The sequence below is a fragment of the Variovorax sp. V15 genome (assembly GCF_041154425.1).
GTDB lineage: Bacteria > Pseudomonadota > Gammaproteobacteria > Burkholderiales > Burkholderiaceae_C > Variovorax > Variovorax guangxiensis.
The window spans coordinates 73,712-93,865 of sequence record NZ_AP028659.1 but is presented as its reverse complement, the minus strand read 5'-3'; the positions used below and the strand labels follow the sequence as shown (position 1 = coordinate 93,865).

The window sequence follows — 20,154 nt, the reverse complement described above, 5'->3', positions numbered from 1 at the left end:
TCCTTAAATGTTTGCAAGGCACAGATGGGAAATTCTCAGCAAGACGTCACCCCGATCAGCAAAAAGGCCAGCCTGGAAAGGTCGCGGATCTCTGAATCAAGCGATTCGACGTTACTCTCACGCGCCCAGGTCGAACGTAGCTATCGACGCTACGCGCCGGTGTATGACCTTCTTTTCGGCGCGTCGCTAGGGCCCGGCCGCGTTGCGATGACCCGCCTTGTGCAGACGCTCGCTCCTAAGCACATTTTGGAAGTGGGTGTTGGTACGGGACTTACGCTCTCCCAATACCCCGCCGCATCCCGGATCACCGGTATCGATGTCTCTCAGGAAATGCTCGCTTCGGCTCGGCAGAGAGTGTCCCCGGAGGATGCCGAGCGCATCGATCTGCATGCGATGGATGCGGAGTCTATGGACTTCGCGGATGGAGCGTTTGATTGCGTGACTCTGCCCTATGTCCTTTCGGTAACGCCGAATCCTGATCGTCTCGTAAGGGAAGTACGGCGCGTTTGTCGACCCGGCGGGCACATACTGATCGTGAATCACTTCAGCGGCCAAGCTCCTTGGCGGCTTTTGGAATCAATCGCGCGGCCACTTTCGAGTTGGCTGGGGTTTCGCTCCGAGTTCAGCCTTGAACGACATGTGCTCAGCCACGATTGGAGCGTGTTGTCCGTTACACCGACAAATCTACTTGCACTCTCTCGCTTGATTCACATCAAGAATGATTAAGCAGCAACGGAGTTGGTCGGTTGCCTTTCGCCGACTGGGCGTTGCGCTCGGCGCTTCTGCTTTGCTGCCGAGTGCGTTTCTGGCCGGCTACATCTGGATTTTTGGTGCACCGGAGTCGGCCATAACCCCCCATCTTTGGGTTGTAGCGAGCTTGGTATCAGCCTTGGCTGGCCTACGGCTCGCCATAGGCTTGTTGCCTCTCCCACAAGCTGCGCGTTTGACAATCTCTTCACTGCTCATAGCCTGCACAGGCTTGGCAATGGTCTTGTTCTACGGTCTGGTGTTCGTTGGGTTGAAGCACTGGAAGCGCGTGACGACCTTCGACATGGCAGGCAGCTATGCTTTGCAAGCACCCGACCTGCTACGAGCTTTGGGCTACTCCCCGCTACTGGTAACCGCCCTTTGCGCTTCTCTCTTCGCTTTGGCCTGGTACACCGCATACGTCTTTCTCAGAAAAGGTGACTGGGTTACCTCCTTTTATCGAAACATCTCGCGCAGCGTAATTGGCGTGATGGCAATCGGCCTTCTCGCCATCTCCACAGTCTCCGCAATGGCCCTCCCTGATCGCGATTGGGGGGGATTAGGGGAGCCGCTCAGCTTGAGCCTCTTCCCTTCGCAGAGTCAGCGAGCCATGCAGAGTCATGCAATCGACGTCTTCCACGCTGCGCAAATTGATCGAGACGAAGATGCAGTGCGCTCGGCATATCGCCCCAATGAAAAAGCTCGGCATAGCAATGTCATTGTGATCGTCGCGGATGCGCTACGGGCGGATCATTTGTCGTTGTTTGGCTATCACCGGAAAACGAGTCCCAACCTGGAGGCGCTGAACCAAGCCGGGCGCATGCGACTCGCGACATCTGCCATTACGGTGTGCAATGAATCCTCATGCGGCCTGCGCGCACTCGCAAGCTCACACTATGTCGATCGGCAAGCGGCCCACCCGATTACGCTCCACGAAGTTCTGAAGCAGCACGGCTATCAAGTCCATTTGATTTTTTCCGGCGACCACACCAATTTCGACGGTTTGAGTGGCATCTACGGCAAGGTCGATAGCTATTTTGACGGCGCCTCTCAGTCAAAGCTATACCTTAACGACGATCGATTGATCACTGATCGGCTCCAAGACTTCGGCCCGTGGGACGGAAAGCCGACGATGTTTCAGTTTCATCTGATGTCGTCGCATGCACTCGGCAAACGTTTTGACGACACGCCGGAGTTTGGGCCCGGCGAAAATTACACTGCAGTTCGCTGGGGCTCTGGAGACGCCCAGATGCCGCAGCGCGCAACGAACTTCTACGACAGAGGCATCCTGCAGGCTGATCGCGTGATTCACGACATCCTCGGTATGCTGGAATCGCGAGGATACCTCCGGGATGCCCTCGTCCTTATTACTGGGGATCATGGGGAATCGCTCGGCGAGCGAGGTCTTTACAGTCACACGCACAGTGTATGGGAGGAGTCGCTTCGCGTGCCATTTGTGCTTCTCTCGTACGGCAGTGCTGAAGCGGGCAGATTAAGACCCAACCCAGTGATATCGCAAATCGATATCGCCCCCACATTGCTGAGGCTTCTCGATATGCCCCTTCCTCGGTCTTGGAGCGGCGTACCTCTACAAGCGTCGACTCAATCCCGCCTTGTGTACTTTCAGCAAGCTCAACTAATAGGGTTAATCGATGGACGCACACCGAGGAAGCTGCACAAGCATTGGATTGATGGCCAAACCAATAAGCAATACACGTTCGACCTGCTATCTGATCCTCGAGAGGCTGTAAATGTGAATTCCGAAGTCGAACAATCCCTGCAGGAGGAGTGGCGAAAACTTTTAACGAACCGTTCTGCTGCTCTAACGCCAGAAGTCAGGGAGCGCCTTGAGCGTCAATCGAGCCGAGGGACTGCCCACTAAGTACTTGCTATTGAAAAAGGAACTGCTAGATCGCGCCCCATCAAAGAGGGCAAGCGGGGCTGACATATTTCGCATCGATACTCGCTGACTTGCAACTCCAAAAACCATCGAGATTACGCGTCCATGTAATCGACCCTGCAGTTGCTCCTTGCAGTGGAGCTCCAGCTAGATTTCCAAAAGTCGCCACAATCGACGACGGGGTGGTAGTGGACAATGACACCTGCGGAACACCAGAGCCAACGGTCGACCAAGTCTCTGCAATAGAGGGAGCTGCGTTGCCGCCCGTTGCCTGCAGATTGGAGGGTGTTGCTTGGGGATCGCAGTTTCCGGCTGCCGATGGATTCCCCAGAGAAGTTCTACCGCTCACAAGGCACGACTCCACAGCAGTCCTGAGACTCCCTGCCTCGCCGACGACGCGTTGGACCTGTGAGCGGAAAACATAGGTCTGATATTGCGAAATGGCGATGGCCGCGAGTAGCCCAATGATCGCGACGACAGTCATCAGCTCGATCAATGTGAAACCGCGAGCTTTGAATCTTGCCTGAGACATAGCAGTTCCTCTAAATGACCCGTCCTGCTATAGGTTGACACCCGCGAGGGGCACAGAGCCGCCCTATGCCGGCCAGAGACGCCCGATTAACCTCATCGGGCGGTCGTCAAACAAAAAAGCCGCCCACCGGCGGCTTTTTTAAGAAAGAAAAATATTAGCTCGCAGCGCCAGGGCAGCCTGCAGGAGCATACTTAGCCAGGGCCGTGGTTGCACACTTCCAGCTGCCAGCATTGTCACGAGTCCAAGTGACCGTCTTGCCGGAGATAGCTGCCGCAGCGGAGGTACCCAGCGTAGAAGTCAGAGTTGCAACTGCCGTTGCGCTGGTCGTATCAATTGCCAAAACGGGAACGCCGCCGTCAGTTGCCGTGCCGGGCTTGGTGCCGTTCATGGTATTACCAGTATTGCTCAGTAGATTCGAAGCAGTGGCCGTGCCGCCGCAATGCGTAGCATCCGTGGCCGCACCAACCGTCGTCTGACCGTTGTTCAAACAATCTTCAACTGCAGTTTTCTGAGAGCCTGTTTCCGACACTACGCGCGAAACTTGCGACTTGGCAACATACGTCTGGTACTGCGGAATCGCAATAGCAGCCAAGATACCAATGATCGCCACAACGATCATCAGTTCGATAAGGGTAAAGCCGGCCTGAGCGCGGCGGGCAACGGTACGAACGTTCATTTAGGAACTCCAGGTAGGTTGGTTGTTACGCCCGGGAACCTGCCCGGAGCGAGGTACCTTCCGCAGCATCCGTGCCACCAGTCTTCAGACCCTCCCACCGACCGAACACGTCACCTGGAGCCACTTTGGCGTTACACCACGTGACACAACTTGCCTCAAGATGCGACACTTCGTGACAAATTTGTCATGCCAATGTGCTCACTGACCGGCGGTCAGAAAGTCAGGACGCCATCCACCTTCAGCCAGCGAATGTCCCGCTGCCCCATGCCTGCCGCGTGCTCGGTCACCAAGGCTTCGATCTGGCTCATGATCTCGTCGGTCTCGGCGGGCTTGGTGTGGGTGATGTAGATCGGGTACTGCTTGCCCGGCGCGATGTGGGCCAGTTCACCGGCCAGAACGGCGGGCGACAGGTGCAGGCTGCGCTCGGCCAGTGCCTGCTCGCGGCTGCTGAATGCCGTTTCGATCACGAGCATTGCCACGTCGAGCTCGTTCACGCGCTCCCAGAAGGGCGCGTTGCGCTCGGTGTCTCCGCTGAACACCCAGTGGGCGCCGCCCTCTGCCCGCCGCACGGCGAAGCCGCAGGCCGGCACGGTGTGGAACGCGGGCAGCACTTCAACCACCTTGGGCTCGCGGCTGCCCAGCGGCAGTTGCTGGCCCACCGCGATGTAGTGAAAGCTCACGAAGGGCGCCTCCTGGCTGGGAATGCTTTCGAAGTCCGGCCAGATGACGTTGTTGAACACGTGCGTGCGCAGCGCGTCGATGGTGTCCCGCAGCGCGTGCACGCGCAACGGCTGCGTGCGGCGGCTGCCGATGGCGTCGAGCATCAGGGGGAGCGCTGCGATGTGGTCGAGGTGGCTGTGCGTGAGCACGACGTCGTCGATGCCGACCATTTCATCGAGCGTGAGGTCTCCGACACCGGTGCCCGCATCGACGAGCAGGTCCGTGTCGACCAGGAACGAGGTGGTGCGGCAGTCTTTGGCGATGGCGCCCGAGCAACCCAGCACACGAACCTGCATTGTGAAAGACCCCTTTTATGTGTCTGTCGTCATTTGGTCTCGAACCGGGTCGCGCCGTCCCAGTTCGGGTCTTGCGGTCGCAACGCCATCGAGGCTAAACGCTGGGCGTAGAGCTGGTAAAGGACTTTTTTCGCATCCGCGGCGAGCAGGGGAGCCAGCAAGTTTCGGCCCATGGCCCAGTCCTGGCGACGGTATGCAGCCAGCACTTCGCCCCAGCGTTCGAGCATCTGCCGCGTCTGCTGCTGCGCTTCGGGCGTGCTTGCGGACAAGGGCGTAAAAACGGCAACGGCCTGTGCTTTTCCCTTGACCCGCACGCTGTCGAGCTCCTGCCAGACGAAGCCCGGCGCCAGCTCGCGCGTCGTGCCGCTCGCGACCACTTCAACGCCGTAGTGTCCGCTCAGGCCCTCGAGGCGAGACGCGAGGTTGACTGCATCGCCGACCACGGTATAGCTGCGCCGCGCGGTCGATCCCATGTCGCCCACGCTCATCACGCCGCTGTTGATGCCGATGCCTACGCTGATCTCGGGCCGGCCGCTGGCGCGATGGAGGCGGTTGATGTCGTGCACGGCATCGGCCATGTCGAGCGCGGCCCGCACGGCGAGCGTGGCGTGGTCGGGCGTATCGATGGGCGCGCCCCAGAAGGCCATGACGCAGTCGCCCATGTACTTGTCGACGGTGCCGCGGTGCGCGCTGATGACGTTGGTGAGCCGGCTGAAGACTGTGTTGAGAAAGGCCTGCAGCTCGGCCGGCGCCATCTGCTCCGACAGGCGCGTGAAGTCGCGCATGTCGCAGAACATCACGGTCATGGGCTTGCTCTCTGCGCGCATGCTGTAGCGGCCGGGGTGCTCCATCATTTCGTTGACGAGCTGGGGCGGCACGTAGGTGCCGAAGAGCCGCACCAGGCCGCGCCGCGCGCGCGATTCGACGAAGTAGCCCCAGCTCATGTTGAACGCGAAGGCCAGGGCCGCCATCGCCAGCACAGACGCCAGCGGCAGCACGAGGCTGGAGCCCACGTAGAGCCACACGTTCAGCCCGATCAGCGCCGCGATCGCGCCGGCGGCGAGCAGCAGGGCGCGCGGCGCTGACAGCAGAGACATCCCGAAGGCCAGCAGGAGGCCGGTCACGGCGACGAGCAGCACCTCGTAGCCCGGCGCGTAGTCGGGCACGCTCAGCAGGCGCCGGTCGAGCAGCGCGGAGACGATGTTCGCGTGCACTTCCACGCCCGGGAACGCGGCCTCGACCGGCGTGGCGCGCAGGTCCTGCAGCCCCGGCGCGGTGGCGCCCACGAGCACGATCCTGTCCTTCAGCTCGCCTGGCGCGAGTCTGCCTTCGAGCACGTCGGCGGCCGGCACGTAGCGGAACGATCCGCCGTCCGCGCCGCCCTGGCCGCGAAACGGCACCTGCATGCTGCCCGTGCCGTCGACCGGAATGCGCAGCCGCCCCACCCTCAGCGATTCGAGCTGCGGCGCATTGCCGCCGCCCGGCGCGAAGGCCGGCTGCACGGGCGGCGATCCGTTCGCGAGCCGGTAGACCGCAAGCCCCAGCGACTCGTAGTAGCCCGGCTGCGCCTTGTCGCCGTCGTAGCGGGCGATGAGCGGCACGCTGCGGATGACGCCATCGCCGTTGATGCCGACCAGCGTGTTCAGGAAGCCCGCGACCGGCGCCGCCTTCGCCAGCTCGGGCAGGCTGGCGCCGAAGCCGTTCCAGCCCGTGGCGTAGGTACCGCCCTGCGGGAAAGCACCCGCCGGCAGCAGGGGTGCCGCGGGCAGCTGCCCCTTGGCGCTCGGCGCTTCCGTGCGCGTGAAGTAGTAGCCCAGCGCCACGCGCCGGCCGCTCAGCGCGGCAGCGAGCGTGGCGTCGTGATCGAGCGAGGGCGCCAGCCGCTCGACCTCGGCGGCCAGGCCGGGCACCTTGCCCAGCGGGCCGCCCATGATTTCCCTCAGCCTGTCGAGGCCCGAGCTGCGATCGGGCTCGAGGAACATGACGTCGAAGCCGAGCACGGCCGCCTGCTGGCGGGTCATCAGCTCGGTGGTCAGGCGGGCGATCTTGTCTCGGGCCCAGGGCCACTGGCCCTGCCGTGCGAGGCTGGCATCGTCGACGTCGACGATCACCACCCGCGCATCGGGCGTGCCCGGCATGGTGGCACGCAGGCGGACGTCGTAGATCAGCTGGTCAAGACGTTCAAGAGCGGTCAGCCGCCAGGCGCCGGTGGCATGCGCCAGCGCCAGCAGCACCGGCAGCAGCGTGATCGCAATGCGCGGCCAGTGCCGCCGCAGTTCTTCTCTCACGGCGCCCGGTCCGTGAAGGCGCGGCCGCGGCGAGCCAAGAGGGAAAGCGCCTCAGATGCGCACGAACTGCATGCGCGTGGCATCGCCCAGCTCGAGCACGTCGCGCTCCTGCAGCGCGACGGCCTCGGCCCCCAGCTGCAGGCCGTTGAGCGTGACGTTGCCTTCGACACCCGCCGCCACGTAGCCCTGGCGCCGGCGAGTGACCACCGCCACGGCGACGCCGGGCTTGCCGACGGTGGTGACCACCTTCTGCAAGCCCACGTCCTGCCCTTCGTTGGCGCCGGAGAGCACGCGCAGCACCGGAATGCCGAGCTCGACCAGCGCGCCGGATTCCGTGGGAGCCGAAGACAGCGGCATCGCGCCCGACGGGTATTCGCCCGAGGCGGTGCGGATCGAGCCGGCACCGGTGTCGAGGTTGCTGCGCGCGCGGAAATGGATGCGGCAGCCTCCGACCTCGATGACATCGTTGTCCTTGAGCGCCTGCCGCTGGACGGCGAGCGCGTTGACGTAGGTGCCGTTGGTGCTGTTGAGATCTTCAATTTCGACTTCGCCGCCAGTCATGTGCAGCACGGCGTGCTCGCCGCTGACCGCCAGATTGTCGATCACGATGTCGTTGTAGGCACGGCGTCCCAGCGTCGTGCGCTCCTTGGCGAGCGCAACCTGCCCGATGACAACGCCATCGACCGAAATGATCATCTTCGGCATTGCCGACTCCCCGAATCCAAAGCATGAATGACGACGGCAGGCAGGCCGCAGGGCCGCTGCCTGCGGAACCTGCTAGCTGCCCGAGCGCGGCGTTTCCGCAACGCTCGCGCTGGCCAGGACAACGGAGATGTTGTCCCGTCCGCCATTGTCATTGGCCGCCGCAACCAAAAGTGATGCTTTTTTCTGAAGCCCGACATCGTGTCCTAGAAGCGTGAAAAGCTGCTCATCCGAAACCATCTCGCTGAGCCCGTCGGAGCAAAGCATATAGAGATCGCCGGGTCTTGCGCTGTGTTCGTGCATTTCCAGCAAGACTTGGGCCTCCACGCCGACGGCGCGCGTGACGAGGTTGCGGGTGGGCGAATTCAGCGCCTCCTCGGCGGTGATGGCGCCGGCGTCGAGCTGCTGCTGGCGCAGGGAATGGTCGCGGGTGAGCAGTTCCAGCTTGCCGTTGCGCAGGCGGTAGCAGCGCGAGTCGCCGATGTGGCCGACCACCACCCGCTGCGGCCGGAACGCCGCCAGCACCAGGGTCGTTCCCATGCCCTGCAGCTCGGGGTTGGTGGTGCCTTCATGCAGGATCGCGCCGTTGGCCTCGTCGGTGGCGGCCTGCAGCGCCCGCCGGACCACGCGGGCCGGCGCCTGCATGCCGGCGTGGGCGAACCAGCGCCCGAAGCTGCCGTGCAGCAGCGACACGGCCATGGCGCTGGCCACCTCGCCGCCCTTGTAGCCGCCCATGCCGTCGGCCAGCAGGGCCAGGCCGAGGGCGGGGTCGACGTGCACCGCGTCCTCGTTGTGGGAGCGCGTCCGCCCGACGTCGGTCAGGAAGGCGAATTCCCAGGTCAGCGGAGGGCGAGTGGAGAAAAGGGAGACGCCGACACTCGCCATGGTCTGTCAGCGCCGATCTCTCTTGGGCTCAGTGTTGTGCAGCGGCGTGCGCACGCCGTTGCAGGAGACGGCCGACGGCCACCACGAAAACGGCACCGGCAGCCGCGGCCGCGTAGTGCAGCCAGGGGTTGGCCGCCAGCGTGTCGCGCAGGATGGCGTCCTGCACGATGGTTTCGCCGCCGACCCAGCCGATCAGCGCGGCGCCCAGCATCACGATGATCGGGAAACGTTCCATGAGCTTGATCATGAGCGTGCTGCCGAAAATCACCAAGGGAATACTGATCGCCAGGCCAAGAATCAGCAACACCATGCTGCCTTGTGCCGCGGCCGCCACGGCGATCACGTTGTCCAGGCTCATCACCAGGTCGGCCAGCAAGATGGTGCGCACGGCGGCCATCATGCTGCCGTATTCCTTGGACTCGCCGTCGCCCTCGTCTTCCTCGCCCAGCAGCTGCAGGCCGATCCACAGCAGCAGCATGCCGCCGATGATCTGCAGGTAGGGCAGGGCGAGCAGCTTGGCCGCCACCACCGTGAGCACGATCCGCAGCACCACGGCCGCGCCCGAGCCGAAGAGCACGGCCTTTTTCTGTTGGGCGGGCGGCAGCGAGCGCGCCGCCATGGCGATCACCACCGCGTTGTCCCCCGACAGGATGATGTTGATCCAGATGATCTTGAGCAGACCTATCCAGAAATCTGTGCTTTGAAGAAATTCCATGTCTCTGATCCCACTGTGTTTTATTGAAAAAAGCGCCCGCAATCCAGTGCGGGCGCTTTTTTGTTTCTGCGTGGTCCTCTCATGACCCGGCTCTGCGGCCGGTGTCGCGGAGCCGTCTCTTTACAGCTTGGCCTTGAGCAGCTTGGCCAGTTCCGAGAAGTTGCGCGTCACGGTGAAGCCGCATTCTTCCATGATGGACAGCTTGGCTTCGGCCGTGTCGGCGCCGCCCGAGATCAGCGCGCCGGCGTGGCCCATGCGCTTGCCGGGAGGGGCGGTGACACCGGCGATGAAGCCGACGACCGGCTTCTTCATGTTGTCCTTGCACCAGCGGGCAGCGTCGGCCTCGTCCGGGCCGCCGATCTCGCCGATCATGATCACGGCGTCGGTGTCCGGATCGTCGTTGAAGGCCTTCATCACGTCGATGTGCTTCAGGCCGTTGATCGGGTCGCCGCCAATGCCGACAGCCGACGATTGGCCCAGGCCGATTTCCGTCAGCTGAGCCACTGCTTCGTAGGTCAGCGTGCCGGAGCGCGAGACCACGCCGATACGGCCCTTGCGGTGGATGTGGCCGGGCATGATGCCGATCTTGATCTCGTCGGGCGTGATCAGGCCGGGGCAGTTGGGGCCCAGCAGCAGCGTCTTCTTGCCGCCGGCGGCTTCCTTGGCCTTCATCTTGTTGCGCACTTCGAGCATGTCGCGCACCGGAATGCCTTCGGTGATGCAGATCGCCATGTCGAGGTCGGCTTCCACCGCTTCCCAGATGGCGGCCGCGGCGCCTGCCGGCGGCACGTAGATCACCGAGACGGTGGCGCCCGTCTGCTGGGCGGCTTCCTTGACCGAGCCGAAGATCGGGATGTTGAAGATCGACTCGCCGGCCTTCTTCGGGTTCACGCCGGCCACGAAGGCGTTCTTGCCGTTCGCGTATTCCTGGCACTTCTCGGTGTGGAACTGGCCGGTCTTGCCGGTGATGCCCTGCGTGATGACTTTGGTGTCTTTGTTGATGTAGATCGACATGACTGGTTCCTTAGGCCTTCTTGACTGCTGCCACGACCTTCTGGGCCGCTTCCGCCATGGTGTCGGCGCTGATGATCGGCAGGCCCGATTCGGCCAGCAGCTTCTTGCCTTCGACTTCGTTGGTGCCCTTCATGCGCACGACCAGCGGCACTTGCAGGTTCACGGCCTTGCAGGCTGCGATCACGCCGGTGGCGATGGTGTCGCACTTCATGATGCCGCCGAAGATGTTCACGAGGATGGCTTCCACGTTCTTGTTCTTCAGCATGATCTTGAAGGCCTCGGTGACCTTCTCGGGGGTGGCACCGCCGCCCACGTCCAGGAAGTTGGCCGGCTCGCCGCCGAACAGCTTGATGGTGTCCATGGTGGCCATGGCCAGGCCGGCACCGTTCACCAGGCAGCCGATGTTGCCGTCCAGCGAGATGTAGGCGAGGTCGAACTTCGAGGCTTCCACTTCGGCCGCGTCTTCCTCGTCGAGGTCGCGCAGGGCGACGATCTCGGGGTGGCGGAACAGCGCGTTGCTGTCGAAGTTGAACTTGGCGTCCAGGGCGATGATGTTGCCCTTGCTGTCACGGTTGAGCGGGTTGATCTCGACCAGCGAGGCGTCCGTCTCCATGTAGCAGGTGTAGAGCTTCTTGAAGATGTCCACGGCCTGGGCGGTGGAGTCGGCCGGGATGCCGATGCCGTCGGCGATCTGCTTGGCCTGTTCGTCGGTCAGGCCCTGGGCCGGGTCGGCGAACACGGTGATGATCTTCTCGGGCGAGGAGTGGGCCACTTCCTCGATGTCCATGCCGCCTTCGCTCGAAGCGATGAAGGCCACCTTCTGGGTGGCGCGGTCGGTCACGGCCGAAACGTAGTATTCCTTCTGGATGTCGGCGCCGTCCTCGATGTACAGGCGGCGGACCTTCTGGCCTTCGGGGCCGGTCTGGTGGGTCTTGAGCTGCATGCCCAGGATCTCGCCGGCGAGCTTCTTGACGTCCTCGATGGACTTGGCGACCTTGACGCCGCCGCCCTTGCCGCGGCCACCCGCGTGGATCTGGGCCTTGACGACCCAGACCGGGCCTCCAAGCTTCTGGGCGGCTTCAACCGCCTCCTGGACCGTGTAGGCCGGGATGCCGCGCGGCACCGGCACGCCGAACTTGGCAAGGATTTCCTTGCCTTGGTACTCGTGAATCTTCATGAGGGATGTCTCTCGGAAGGAGGAAGTTGAGAAATCGGGAGATCTGGGCTGGAGAGGGTCTATGCTCTGTTGTCCGCGGGCGACGGCAGCCTGACGGCTGGGGGCGGCGAACAACCGCGGACTGTATCATGGTGCGCCGCACCAATACTGTGAGTGTGGTTGCGGGCAATACGTACCTACCGTACTTCTCTTTCAGCTACCCAGGGGCACTTCCACCATGGCCAAGGTTTTCATCGACGGCGAAGCCGGCACCACCGGCCTCCAGATCCGCGAACGTCTGCAGGCGATGCCGCAGGTCGAACTCGTGAGCATCGCCCCCGAGCTGCGAAAGGACACCGCCGCCAAGCGCGAACTGATGGCCGGCGTCGACCTGGTGGTGCTGTGCCTGCACGACGACGCCGCGCGCGAGTCGGTCGCGCTGATCGACCAGCTGCCCGGCGCCAAGCCCAAGATCATCGACGCCTCCACGGCGCACCGCATCGCCCCGGGCTGGGTTTTCGGCTTCCCCGAACTCACCGAAGGCCACTGGCAGGCCGTCGCCAAGGCCGAGCGCGTGGGCAACCCCGGCTGCTACGCCACCGGCGCTATCGCCATGGTGCGCCCGCTGGTCGACGCGGGCATCCTGCCGGCCGACTTCCCCATCTCGCTGCCTTCCGTGAGCGGCTACTCGGGCGGCGGCCGCACCATGATCGAGGCCTACGAGAAGGGGGAAGCCCCGGCCTTCGAGATCTACGCGCTGGGCCTGAAGCACAAGCACATCCCCGAAATCATGACCTACACCGGCCTCACGCGCCGGCCGGTCTTCATCCCGTCGGTGGGCAATTTCAAGCAGGGCATGCTGGTGCAGTTGCCGCTGCACCTCGACCTGCTGCCGGGCAAGCCCAAGGCCGGCGACCTGCAGGACGCGCTGGCTGCGCACTACGCGCGCAGCAACACGCCCGAGCAGTTCGTGAAGGTGCTGCCGCCTACAGAAGACGGCAAGCTCGAGGCGCTGGCGCTCAACGACACCAACAAGCTCGAGATCCGCGTGTTCCCGAACGAGGACCATCGCCATGCCGTGGTGATCGCCCGCCTCGACAACCTCGGCAAGGGCGCCAGCGGCGCCGCGGTGCAGAACCTGAAGCTGATGCTGGGGCTCTGAGCCCCACGCCTCGCACCGGCCTTCCGGCCGGTCAGTTCACCAGCCAGAGCCCCACGCCCAGCAGGGCCGCGTGCGCGCCCAGCGCGATGTACAGCGGCTTGCGCGAGGGCGCGGCCATGTCCTGAAGCGTCTCGTGGATGCGCCGCGTGAGCAGCGCGCGCAGTGCCGGGTCCTGCGGTGCCGAACCGCCCTCGCCCGCCACCAGTTCATTTCCGCTCTCCGCGCGGCTGCGCTGCCATTCGGCCAGCATCTCGCTCAGCGGCAGCCTGTCGATCACGAAAGCCACGACCGTGCGCACCGCCTTGCCTTCGCCCAGCACCGGGGCGAGCTGCTTGCTCAGCGCGTCGACCGACAGCCAGTCAGCCACGCGATGCAAGGCGCCGTGCGCCTTCGGCATGGCCTCGATGCGGCTCGCGATCGCGCCGCCCAGCCGTTGCGAAACGGCCTCGCCGCGTGCCGCCACCAGGTGCTGCATCGCACGAGCACGCCCTTGCTGCACACCCAGCGCCACGTAGACGACCACGAAGAACAGCAGCAGCAGCGCCACCAGCAGCGGAGGCGAGGTGACGAGAGCGAGCACTGCGCCGACTCCACCCGCGCGCGCAGCCACGTTGCCCGGCCCCTGCAGCTGGCTCAGGTAGAAGAAAAAAACACCGCCGCCCAGGAAGACGCCGAGCAGGCCGCCCTTGATCACTGAACCGGCGAAGGACAGCCCGGCCTTGGCACCGGTGCGCACGAGCGACTGCTGGGCCGCGGGGTCGGTCGACGACGACATATGGGAAGACTCCTCCATTGTTGTTGATGCTGACGGCCGCCTCGTGCGATTGCTTCTGCTGCGCAGACGCCGGCCCGGCGCGGATCATGCCACTGGCGCCGCTCCACCATAATCGCGCGCAAACCATACGAGGAGAATCCCATGGCCGTCAGATTCCAGAAACCGACCGCGGCATTCGTCGCCGCTTCCTGGGCCGCGCTTTTCATCGGCGCCGTCGTCTACCTGATCGGGCTGTGGAACGCCTCGATGCAGCTCAACGAGAAGGGCTACTACTTCACCGTGCTGATGTACGGCCTCTTCTCCGCCGTGTCGCTGCAGAAGACCGTACGCGACCGCCTCGAGGGCATCTCCGTCACCGGCATCTACTACGGCCTGTGCTGGGTCTCGCTGCTGCTGTCGGTGGCCCTGCTGGCCATCGGCCTCTTCAACGCCACGCTCGCTTCCAGCGAAAAAGGCTTCTACGCGATGGCCTTCCTGCTGAGCCTGTTCGGCGCGGTGGCGGTGCAGAAGAACGTGCGCGACATCGCCGCACACAAGAGCGAGGCGCCCTCCCCGCTCGACGAAGCTCCTGACCCGAACTGAGCCCCGCTATTCGTTGTCGTTGTAGCCGCTGGCGCCCATCAGCGCCGAAAGGCGCGCGGCGATGTTGTCCACGATCTCGCGCACCTGCGTGACGTCGGGCGCCGACTTCTGGTCGATGCGCTCGATGTACGGCACGTTGATCGACGCGATCGCATGGTCGGCCGCGCCCATCACCGGGAACGCGATGTTGGTGATGCCGCGCGTCTGCTTGCTCGGCATGGCCGAGTAGCCGCGCTCGCGCACCTCCTGCAGGATGGAGAAGAGCTGGCCGGGGTCCATGTCGAGCTCCCCCTCCACGCCGATGTGGGCGCGCAGCATGCGGGCCCGGTCGATCTCGTCGCGGAAGGCCAGCAGCACGTGGCCCGAGGAAGTGTCGGTCAGCCCCATCACCACGCCCACCTTCAGCCCGAAGGACCAGCGCTCCGGGCTCTCGACCTGCGCGATGACCACCACGCGCCCGCCCTGGTACATGGCGAGATGGCACGACTGCCGCGCCCGGTTGGCCAGCTCGCGCAGCAGCGGCAGCGCCGCGCTCACCAGGCTCTTGAGCGGCTGCTGGCGGTGCGCCAGCTCGAACATGCGCAGCGTGAGCGTGTAGCGGTCGTTCTCGTCGACCTGCACGAAGCCGCGGCGCTGCAGCGTCACCGCCATGCGGAAGATCTCGCTGACCTTGCGCCCGACCTTCTGGGCGAGCTCGTTGAGCGTGTAGCCGGAGGGGCTGTCGGCCAGCGCCTCCAGGATGTCCAGCCCCTTCTCCAGGGCCGGTGCGGCGTAGCGCAGCGCGCCCTCGCCTTCCGTCACGGCCTCCTCGAGGCCGTCCTGCCCTTGCGGCCCCTGCTGCTCTTCTTCCGGCGCCGTTGCTGCTCGCTTCATCTTTCCCCGTTCAGTTCGACCATCCACCGTCGATCATATGGATCGCACCGGTGGTGAAGGCCGACTCGTCGGAAGCCAAATACACCACCAGCGCGGCGATCTCCTCCGGCTTGCCGACGCGCCCCAGGGGCTGGCGCGCCACGAAGGCGGCGCGCACCGCGGCCTCGTCGGTGCCGGCCTGCTCTGCCTGGGCCGCGATGCGGTCGCGCAGCGAGGGCGACTCGACAGTGCCCGGGCAGATGGCGTTGCAGCGCACGCCCTGCTGGATGAAGTCGGCCGCCACCGCCTTGGTCAGCCCGATGACTGCCGCCTTCGAAGCGCCGTAGACGAAGCGGTTGGGCACGCCCTTCACGCTGGAGGCAGCCGAGGCCATGTTGATGATCGAGCCGCCGCGCTCCAGCATGGCGGGCAGGAAGGCGCGGATGGTGCGGTACATGGACTTCGCGTTGAGATCCATGCTGAAGTCCCAGTCCGCCTCCTCGCAGGCCAGGATGTTGCCGGCGTGTACGTAGCCGGCGCAGTTGAAGAGCACGTCCAGCCGCCCCGTGGCCTGGGCGAAGGCCTGCACCGCGGCGGTGTCGCGCACGTCGAGCGCGGCGGTCTTCAGGCTCGCCAGGCCCTCTTCGCGGGCCAGCTCGGCGAGCTCGGCCAGCGCCGCCGTGTCCACGTCGGTGGCCCACACGGTGCCGCCTTCGCGGGCCAGCGCCAGCGCGCTGGCGCGTCCGATGCCCTTGCCGGCTGCGGTAACGAGGATGTTCTTTCCTTGAACGCGTGAAGTCACTGGAGGTCCTTTGGTTGGGAGTTGCTGCGCACGTGTGAAATATGAATTTCACTGATGAAATCAAATATACGCGAGCCGGGTGCATCGCCGCCCCCGTCACAACCCTATTCGCCGACTCCTGACTCAGTGGTTACCCGCGAACTCGCGCAAACCCCAGCCTTTACCAATGGCCCGATCGTTAATCTCATTCGTGAAAAGTGTTTTTATAAAGAAAACAGGATTCACACATGGCCCAGACTCCCGACACGCCGCCGGCCTCCCCGCTCACCCGCCTGCAGGCCTGCTACACCGGCGTCCTTCATGACGTGATGCGCGCCGCAGGGCTGCGCGACTTCACGCTGCCGCCCAGGCTGCGTCCGCTGATCCCCGGCCAGAAGCTCTGCGGGCCGGCCTTCACGGTGAACGGCCGCGTCGACCCCGCGGCCGATCCGCACGAGACGCTGATGGCGTGGACCGGCTTTCTCTCGCGCGCCAGGCCGGGCCACATCGCGGTGATCCAGCCGAACGACTCGACCGTCTCGCACATGGGCGAACTCTCGGCCGAGACGCTGGGCCGCAAGGGCGTGCTGGGCGTGATCGCCGACGGCGGCGTGCGCGACGCCGAATTCATCATCCGGCAGGGCTTCCAGGTGTGGCACCGCTACTTCACGCCGCGCGACATCGTGGGCTACTGGCTGCCCGAGGCGATGGAGGTGCCGGTGCGCATCGGCGAGGTCACGGTGAACCCGGGCGACCTGCTGCTGGCCGACACCGATGGCGTGATCCGCCTGCCGCTCGCGCAGGCCGAGTCCATCATTGCCGAGGCCGAGCACATGATGGGCCGCGAGAACCTCGTGCGCACCGCCATCCTCGCGGGCACCGACCCGCAGGAGGCCTTCCTGAAGTACCGCAAGTTCTGAGCGCCGCCGGCTGCCGCGCCTGCGATCGGACAGTCAATCTGCCTCGAGCAGGTCGCGCAGGGTCCGCAGGTCGCGGGCGATCCACTGCGCATCGCGCTCGAAGGCCGCGTCGTCCATGTGCGGCTGGCGCAGCAGCGTGAACTGCAGTTCGCAGGCATCCGGCGCGACGCCGATCACGCGCAACGGCAGGTAGACCTCGGGCACGCCTTCGGGCGCCACCCAGTGGTCGAGCACGCCGAAGTCGTTGCGCGGCGCGAAGCGCATGCGGGCTTCGCCACTCTCGGGCGTGCGCACGATCCAGTGGTCGCCGTGCGGCACCAGCGCGCTTTTCGCGAGGCCACTGGCCCATTCGGGAAGCCGCCTCGGATCGGCCGCCAGCACATAGGCTCGGCGCCACTCGCAAGCGACGCGCTGCGTGATGACGCGGGACTGCGCCGCGCCCTCTTCACTGCTCTTGTGCTGCTTCATCGAAATCGCTCCTGAGCACCTTGGAGACGACGGCGCCGGAGAAGCCGCGCGCCATCAGGAATCGCATCTGCTTCGCGCGCTCCTTCGCATCGGCGGGCGGAGCGTCGAATCGGCGGCGCCAGACGGCCGTGGCGCGCTCGACCTCTGTTTCCTGCAGGCTGGCCACCGCCTCGGCGACGGCTTGGGGCGCGATGCCCCTGGCCTGCAGTTCCTGCCTCACCCGCAGCGCGCCCGAACTGGCCGCGCGCTGGTGCAGCACCGAAGCCACCACGCGCGGCTCGCTGATGAAGTCCTTGGCCTCCAGTTCATCGAGCGCCTTCGCCAGCGTGCCGGGCTCTTCCTCGTGCTTCGCCAGCTTGCGCTCCAGCTCTGCGCGCGAATGCTCGCGCTGGCTCAGCAGGCGCAGCGCGCGGCCTTTGAGGGATGGGGCGTCGAATGCCATGCGGGGTCGCCGGCGCGGCCCCGAGAGCCGCGCCCTGACTGGTTACTCGCCCTTCTCTGCCTTGTCGGCCTTGGCCGCCTTCTGCGGCTTCTCGGCGACGTCGTCGGCATCGGCGGCCAGCAGCGGCACGCCCAGCGACTCGCGCACCTTGTTCTCGATCTCGCGCGACAGCGAGGGGTTCTCGCGCAGGAACTCGCGGGCGTTGTCGCGGCCCTGGCCGATCTTCTCGCCGTTGTAGGCGTACCAGGCGCCCGACTTGTCGATGATCTTGGCGTTCACGCCCATGTCGATGATCTCGCCCTCGCGGCTGATGCCCTCGCCGAACAGGATGTCGAACTCGGCCGTCTTGAACGGAGGCGAGACCTTGTTCTTCACCACCTTCACCTTGGTTTCGTTGCCGATGGCCTCGTCGCCCTTCTTGATGGTGCCGATGCGGCGGATGTCCAGGCGCACCGAGGCGTAGAACTTCAGCGCGTTGCCGCCGGTGGTGGTTTCGGGCGAGCCGAACATCACGCCGATCTTCATGCGGATCTGGTTGATGAAGATGACCATGCAGTTGGTCTTCTTGATGGTGGCGGTGAGCTTGCGCAGCGCCTGGCTCATCAGGCGGGCCTGAAGGCCGGGCAGCGAGTCGCCCATCTCGCCTTCGATTTCGGCCTTGGGCGTGAGCGCGGCGACCGAGTCGACCACGATCAGGTCGACGGCGCCGGAGCGCACCAGCGAATCGACGATCTCGAGCGCCTGCTCGCCGGTGTCGGGCTGGCTGATCAGCAGGTCCGACAAGTTCACGCCGAGCTTCTGGGCGTATTGCACGTCGAGGGCGTGTTCGGCGTCGACGAAGGCGCAGGTGCCGGCCTGCTTCTGCATGGCGGCGATGACCTGCAGCGTGAGGGTGGTCTTGCCCGAGGATTCAGGGCCGTAGATTTCGACGACGCGGCCGCGCGGCAGGCCGCCGACGCCCAGGGCGATGTCCAGGCCCAGCGAGCCGGTAGAGACCACCTGGATGTCCTCCAGCGCCTCGCCCTCGCCCAGCCGCATGATGGTGCCCTTGCCGAACTGCTTTTCGATCTGGGCCAGCGCGGCCTGCAGGGCCTTGGCCTTCTCGCTGTTGGCGCCGATGTTCGAACCCTTGACTGCTGCGTCCATGTGAAAAACTCCTTGAAGATCAATGGCTTGTGTGTGACACCATCCATCTGCGTTTAACTACAGGCTGGATGCTTGAACAGTAGTGTAGGGGCTGATTCCTCGGCGTAAACCTGTTTTTTGGTCAGTTTGCTTTACCATTCGGCGCCATGGCCGAAGCCCCCTTTCCCGCCGACCAGGACGCCTGGCGCCAGACCCACCTGGGCCGCCTGCTGGGCCACGCCATGCGCCGCTTCGACGAGCGCGTGCTGGAGCTGATGGCGCACGACGTCGAAGTGCCGCTGGCCCTGTCGAACCTCGCGGCGCGCGCGCAGGTGAGCGCGGCGCACATCCACATCACGCGGCACCTGTCGCGCGAGGGCTCGCGCCTCACCGAGCTGGCCGAGCGCGCCGGCATGACCAAGCAGGCGATGGGCGCGCTGGTCGACCAGTGCGAGGCCTGGGGGCTGGTCACGCGCGGGCCCGATCCGCTGGATGCGCGGGCGCGGCGCGTGCTCTTCACCGCCGACGGGCTGGCCTGGCTCGACGCCTTCCGCGGCGCGGTGACGCAGGCCGAGAAGGAGTTCAGGAGCAGCGTGGGCGACGAGATCGCCACCGTGGTAACCATCGGACTCGAAGCCTATACGGCGGGCTAGACTCCTGCGAAGAGACAACCGTGAACGGCGCCCCGAGGACGCCCGACACCTGAAACAGGCCGGAGGTGACGCATGCGGATTCTGATTGCCGAAGACGACCAGGTGCTGGCCGATGCCCTGCTGCGCAGCCTGCGCACCTCGGGCGCGGCGGTCGACCACGTGGCCAACGGCTCGCAGGCCGACACCGCGCTCATGACCCATGACGAGTTTGACCTGCTGATCCTCGACCTCGGGCTGCCCAGCCTGCACGGCATCGAGATCCTCAAGCGGCTGCGCGCGCGCGGCTCGCAGCTGCCGGTGCTGGTGCTCACCGCCGCCGACAGCGTGGAGGAGCGCGTCAAGGGCCTCGACCACGGCGCCGACGACTACATGGCCAAGCCATTCAGCCTGCAGGAGCTCGAGGCACGCGTGCGCGCCCTCACCCGGCGCGGCATGGGCGCCACCAGCAACACCATCCGCCACGGCCCGCTGGTGTACGACCAGGCCGGCCGCGTGGCCACCATCGACGGCAAGATGATCGAACTCTCGGCGCGCGAACTCGGCCTGCTCGAAGTGCTGCTGCAGCGCGCCGGCCGGCTGGTGAGCAAGGACCAGCTGGTCGACCGGCTGTGCGAATGGGGCGAGGAGGTGAGCCTCAACGCCATCGAGGTCTACATCCACCGGCTGCGCAAGAAGATCGAGAAGGGCCCGGTGCGCATCGCGACGGTGCGCGGGCTGGGCTACTGCCTCGAAAAGATCCAGTGACGACCACACGGCAGCCGCC

Annotated in this window: 22 protein-coding genes; 7 read left to right on the top strand and 15 right to left on the bottom strand. The window is 65.1% G+C overall.

All coding sequences use genetic code 11. The features are described 5' to 3' along the window. Positions 1–24 precede the first annotated feature (24 nt). Both ACAM57_RS00480 and ACAM57_RS00475 read left to right on the top strand, forming a co-directional pair. The gene (locus tag ACAM57_RS00480; protein WP_369660351.1) at positions 25–726 is read left to right on the top strand and encodes a class I SAM-dependent methyltransferase; all 702 of its coding nucleotides are present in this window, start codon (positions 25–27) and stop codon (positions 724–726) included. Further along, positions 719–2,629, top strand: coding sequence for a sulfatase-like hydrolase/transferase (locus ACAM57_RS00475; protein WP_369660350.1), 1,911 nt, complete (start codon positions 719–721; stop codon positions 2,627–2,629). Before ACAM57_RS00480 ends, ACAM57_RS00475 begins: the two co-directional genes overlap by 8 nt. 40 nt (positions 2,630–2,669) lie before the next feature. On the opposite strand, the gene ACAM57_RS00470 is transcribed toward ACAM57_RS00475, so the two are convergent. From ACAM57_RS00470 to sucC, 9 genes are all read right to left on the bottom strand, one after another. After that, positions 2,670–3,179, bottom strand: a complete 510-nt coding sequence (locus tag ACAM57_RS00470) for a pilin (RefSeq protein ID WP_369660349.1) — start codon at positions 3,177–3,179, stop codon at positions 2,670–2,672. Between the two features lie 154 nt (positions 3,180–3,333). Continuing rightward, positions 3,334–3,855, bottom strand: a complete 522-nt coding sequence (locus tag ACAM57_RS00465) for a pilin (RefSeq protein WP_369660348.1) — start codon at positions 3,853–3,855, stop codon at positions 3,334–3,336. 212 nt (positions 3,856–4,067) lie between these two features. After that, entirely contained in the window at positions 4,068–4,871 is an 804-nt protein-coding gene (locus ACAM57_RS00460) for a 3',5'-cyclic-nucleotide phosphodiesterase (protein ID WP_369660347.1), read from the bottom strand. Between the two features lie 29 nt (positions 4,872–4,900). Further along, a complete protein-coding gene (locus ACAM57_RS00455; protein WP_369660346.1) occupies positions 4,901–7,159 on the bottom strand; it encodes a CHASE2 domain-containing protein in 2,259 nt (752 codons plus the stop codon). Between the two features lie 51 nt (positions 7,160–7,210). Next, positions 7,211–7,864 (bottom strand): FHA domain-containing protein, encoded by a 654-nt coding sequence (locus tag ACAM57_RS00450; RefSeq protein WP_126021038.1) that lies wholly within the window; start codon positions 7,862–7,864, stop codon positions 7,211–7,213. A gap of 72 nt (positions 7,865–7,936) precedes the next feature. After that, on the bottom strand, positions 7,937–8,746 hold the full coding sequence (locus ACAM57_RS00445; protein WP_126021037.1) for a Stp1/IreP family PP2C-type Ser/Thr phosphatase: 810 nt from the start codon (positions 8,744–8,746) through the stop codon (positions 7,937–7,939). Between the two features lie 28 nt (positions 8,747–8,774). After that, a complete protein-coding gene (locus ACAM57_RS00440; RefSeq protein ID WP_126021036.1) occupies positions 8,775–9,461 on the bottom strand; it encodes a TerC family protein in 687 nt (228 codons plus the stop codon). A 120-nt stretch (positions 9,462–9,581) separates the two neighbouring features. Next, on the bottom strand, positions 9,582–10,475 hold the full coding sequence (sucD, locus tag ACAM57_RS00435) for a succinate--CoA ligase subunit alpha (protein WP_126021035.1): 894 nt from the start codon (positions 10,473–10,475) through the stop codon (positions 9,582–9,584). A gap of 10 nt (positions 10,476–10,485) precedes the next feature. Further along, positions 10,486–11,652 carry an ADP-forming succinate--CoA ligase subunit beta gene (sucC, locus tag ACAM57_RS00430; protein WP_019653821.1) on the bottom strand — a complete coding sequence of 389 codons (1,167 nt, stop codon included), beginning with the start codon at positions 11,650–11,652 and terminating at the stop codon, positions 10,486–10,488. A gap of 217 nt (positions 11,653–11,869) precedes the next feature. Between sucC and argC the strand changes: the two genes are divergently transcribed. Next, positions 11,870–12,793 carry an N-acetyl-gamma-glutamyl-phosphate reductase gene (gene argC / locus ACAM57_RS00425; RefSeq protein ID WP_184639300.1) on the top strand — a complete coding sequence of 308 codons (924 nt, stop codon included), beginning with the start codon at positions 11,870–11,872 and terminating at the stop codon, positions 12,791–12,793. 31 nt (positions 12,794–12,824) lie between these two features. On the opposite strand, the gene ACAM57_RS00420 is transcribed toward argC, so the two are convergent. Next, on the bottom strand, positions 12,825–13,568 hold the full coding sequence (locus tag ACAM57_RS00420) for a hypothetical protein (protein WP_369660345.1): 744 nt from the start codon (positions 13,566–13,568) through the stop codon (positions 12,825–12,827). Positions 13,569–13,709: 141 nt separating this feature from the next. On the opposite strand from ACAM57_RS00420, the gene yiaA reads away from it, so the two are divergent. After that, positions 13,710–14,150: an inner membrane protein YiaA gene (yiaA, locus tag ACAM57_RS00415; protein ID WP_184639296.1), complete on the top strand. Its 441-nt coding sequence runs from the start codon at positions 13,710–13,712 to the stop codon at positions 14,148–14,150. Positions 14,151–14,156: 6 nt separating this feature from the next. Here the strand turns inward: yiaA and ACAM57_RS00410 are convergent, their stop codons facing one another. Both ACAM57_RS00410 and ACAM57_RS00405 read right to left on the bottom strand, forming a co-directional pair. Next, entirely contained in the window at positions 14,157–15,023 is an 867-nt protein-coding gene (locus ACAM57_RS00410; protein ID WP_369660344.1) for an IclR family transcriptional regulator, read from the bottom strand. 10 nt (positions 15,024–15,033) lie between these two features. Then, entirely contained in the window at positions 15,034–15,804 is a 771-nt protein-coding gene (locus ACAM57_RS00405; protein ID WP_369660343.1) for an SDR family oxidoreductase, read from the bottom strand. A 227-nt stretch (positions 15,805–16,031) separates the two neighbouring features. Here ACAM57_RS00405 and ACAM57_RS00400 point away from each other — a divergent pair, with 227 nt between their 5' ends. Continuing rightward, a complete protein-coding gene (locus ACAM57_RS00400) occupies positions 16,032–16,703 on the top strand; it encodes an RraA family protein (protein WP_369660342.1) in 672 nt (223 codons plus the stop codon). A 33-nt stretch (positions 16,704–16,736) separates the two neighbouring features. Here the strand turns inward: ACAM57_RS00400 and ACAM57_RS00395 are convergent, their stop codons facing one another. Genes ACAM57_RS00395 through recA form a run of 3 tightly spaced genes read right to left on the bottom strand, consistent with a single transcriptional unit; the run spans position 16,737 to position 18,759 of the window. Beyond that, a complete protein-coding gene (locus tag ACAM57_RS00395; RefSeq protein WP_126021028.1) occupies positions 16,737–17,171 on the bottom strand; it encodes an SRPBCC family protein in 435 nt (144 codons plus the stop codon). Further along, positions 17,149–17,613 carry a recombination regulator RecX gene (gene recX, locus ACAM57_RS00390; protein WP_126021027.1) on the bottom strand — a complete coding sequence of 155 codons (465 nt, stop codon included), beginning with the start codon at positions 17,611–17,613 and terminating at the stop codon, positions 17,149–17,151. Before recX ends, ACAM57_RS00395 begins: the two co-directional genes overlap by 23 nt. A 42-nt stretch (positions 17,614–17,655) precedes the next feature. Continuing rightward, the gene (gene recA / locus ACAM57_RS00385; RefSeq protein WP_184639288.1) at positions 17,656–18,759 is read right to left on the bottom strand and encodes a recombinase RecA; all 1,104 of its coding nucleotides are present in this window, start codon (positions 18,757–18,759) and stop codon (positions 17,656–17,658) included. A gap of 146 nt (positions 18,760–18,905) precedes the next feature. Here recA and ACAM57_RS00380 point away from each other — a divergent pair, with 146 nt between their 5' ends. Both ACAM57_RS00380 and ACAM57_RS00375 read left to right on the top strand, forming a co-directional pair. Continuing rightward, positions 18,906–19,391: a MarR family winged helix-turn-helix transcriptional regulator gene (locus tag ACAM57_RS00380; RefSeq protein ID WP_126021025.1), complete on the top strand. Its 486-nt coding sequence runs from the start codon at positions 18,906–18,908 to the stop codon at positions 19,389–19,391. 72 nt (positions 19,392–19,463) lie between these two features. Continuing rightward, positions 19,464–20,135 carry a response regulator transcription factor gene (locus tag ACAM57_RS00375; RefSeq protein ID WP_126021024.1) on the top strand — a complete coding sequence of 224 codons (672 nt, stop codon included), beginning with the start codon at positions 19,464–19,466 and terminating at the stop codon, positions 20,133–20,135. The last annotated feature ends 19 nt before the right edge of the window (positions 20,136–20,154 follow it).

Coding starts and splice junctions, on each gene's coding strand:
- ACAM57_RS00480 (WP_369660351.1), top strand. CDS start 25: ATGGGAAATTCTCAGCAAGACGTCACCCCGATCAGCAAAAAGGCCAGC.
- ACAM57_RS00475 (WP_369660350.1), top strand. CDS start 719: ATGATTAAGCAGCAACGGAGTTGGTCGGTTGCCTTTCGCCGACTGGGC.
- ACAM57_RS00470 (WP_369660349.1), bottom strand. CDS start 3,179: ATGTCTCAGGCAAGATTCAAAGCTCGCGGTTTCACATTGATCGAGCTG.
- ACAM57_RS00465 (WP_369660348.1), bottom strand. CDS start 3,855: ATGAACGTTCGTACCGTTGCCCGCCGCGCTCAGGCCGGCTTTACCCTT.
- ACAM57_RS00460 (WP_369660347.1), bottom strand. CDS start 4,871: ATGCAGGTTCGTGTGCTGGGTTGCTCGGGCGCCATCGCCAAAGACTGC.
- ACAM57_RS00450 (WP_126021038.1), bottom strand. CDS start 7,864: ATGCCGAAGATGATCATTTCGGTCGATGGCGTTGTCATCGGGCAGGTT.
- ACAM57_RS00445 (WP_126021037.1), bottom strand. CDS start 8,746: ATGGCGAGTGTCGGCGTCTCCCTTTTCTCCACTCGCCCTCCGCTGACC.
- ACAM57_RS00440 (WP_126021036.1), bottom strand. CDS start 9,461: ATGGAATTTCTTCAAAGCACAGATTTCTGGATAGGTCTGCTCAAGATC.
- sucD (WP_126021035.1), bottom strand. CDS start 10,475: ATGTCGATCTACATCAACAAAGACACCAAAGTCATCACGCAGGGCATC.
- sucC (WP_019653821.1), bottom strand. CDS start 11,652: ATGAAGATTCACGAGTACCAAGGCAAGGAAATCCTTGCCAAGTTCGGC.
- argC (WP_184639300.1), top strand. CDS start 11,870: ATGGCCAAGGTTTTCATCGACGGCGAAGCCGGCACCACCGGCCTCCAG.
- ACAM57_RS00420 (WP_369660345.1), bottom strand. CDS start 13,568: ATGTCGTCGTCGACCGACCCCGCGGCCCAGCAGTCGCTCGTGCGCACC.
- yiaA (WP_184639296.1), top strand. CDS start 13,710: ATGGCCGTCAGATTCCAGAAACCGACCGCGGCATTCGTCGCCGCTTCC.
- ACAM57_RS00410 (WP_369660344.1), bottom strand. CDS start 15,023: ATGAAGCGAGCAGCAACGGCGCCGGAAGAAGAGCAGCAGGGGCCGCAA.
- ACAM57_RS00400 (WP_369660342.1), top strand. CDS start 16,032: ATGGCCCAGACTCCCGACACGCCGCCGGCCTCCCCGCTCACCCGCCTG.
- ACAM57_RS00395 (WP_126021028.1), bottom strand. CDS start 17,171: ATGAAGCAGCACAAGAGCAGTGAAGAGGGCGCGGCGCAGTCCCGCGTC.
- recX (WP_126021027.1), bottom strand. CDS start 17,613: ATGGCATTCGACGCCCCATCCCTCAAAGGCCGCGCGCTGCGCCTGCTG.
- recA (WP_184639288.1), bottom strand. CDS start 18,759: ATGGACGCAGCAGTCAAGGGTTCGAACATCGGCGCCAACAGCGAGAAG.
- ACAM57_RS00380 (WP_126021025.1), top strand. CDS start 18,906: ATGGCCGAAGCCCCCTTTCCCGCCGACCAGGACGCCTGGCGCCAGACC.
- ACAM57_RS00375 (WP_126021024.1), top strand. CDS start 19,464: ATGCGGATTCTGATTGCCGAAGACGACCAGGTGCTGGCCGATGCCCTG.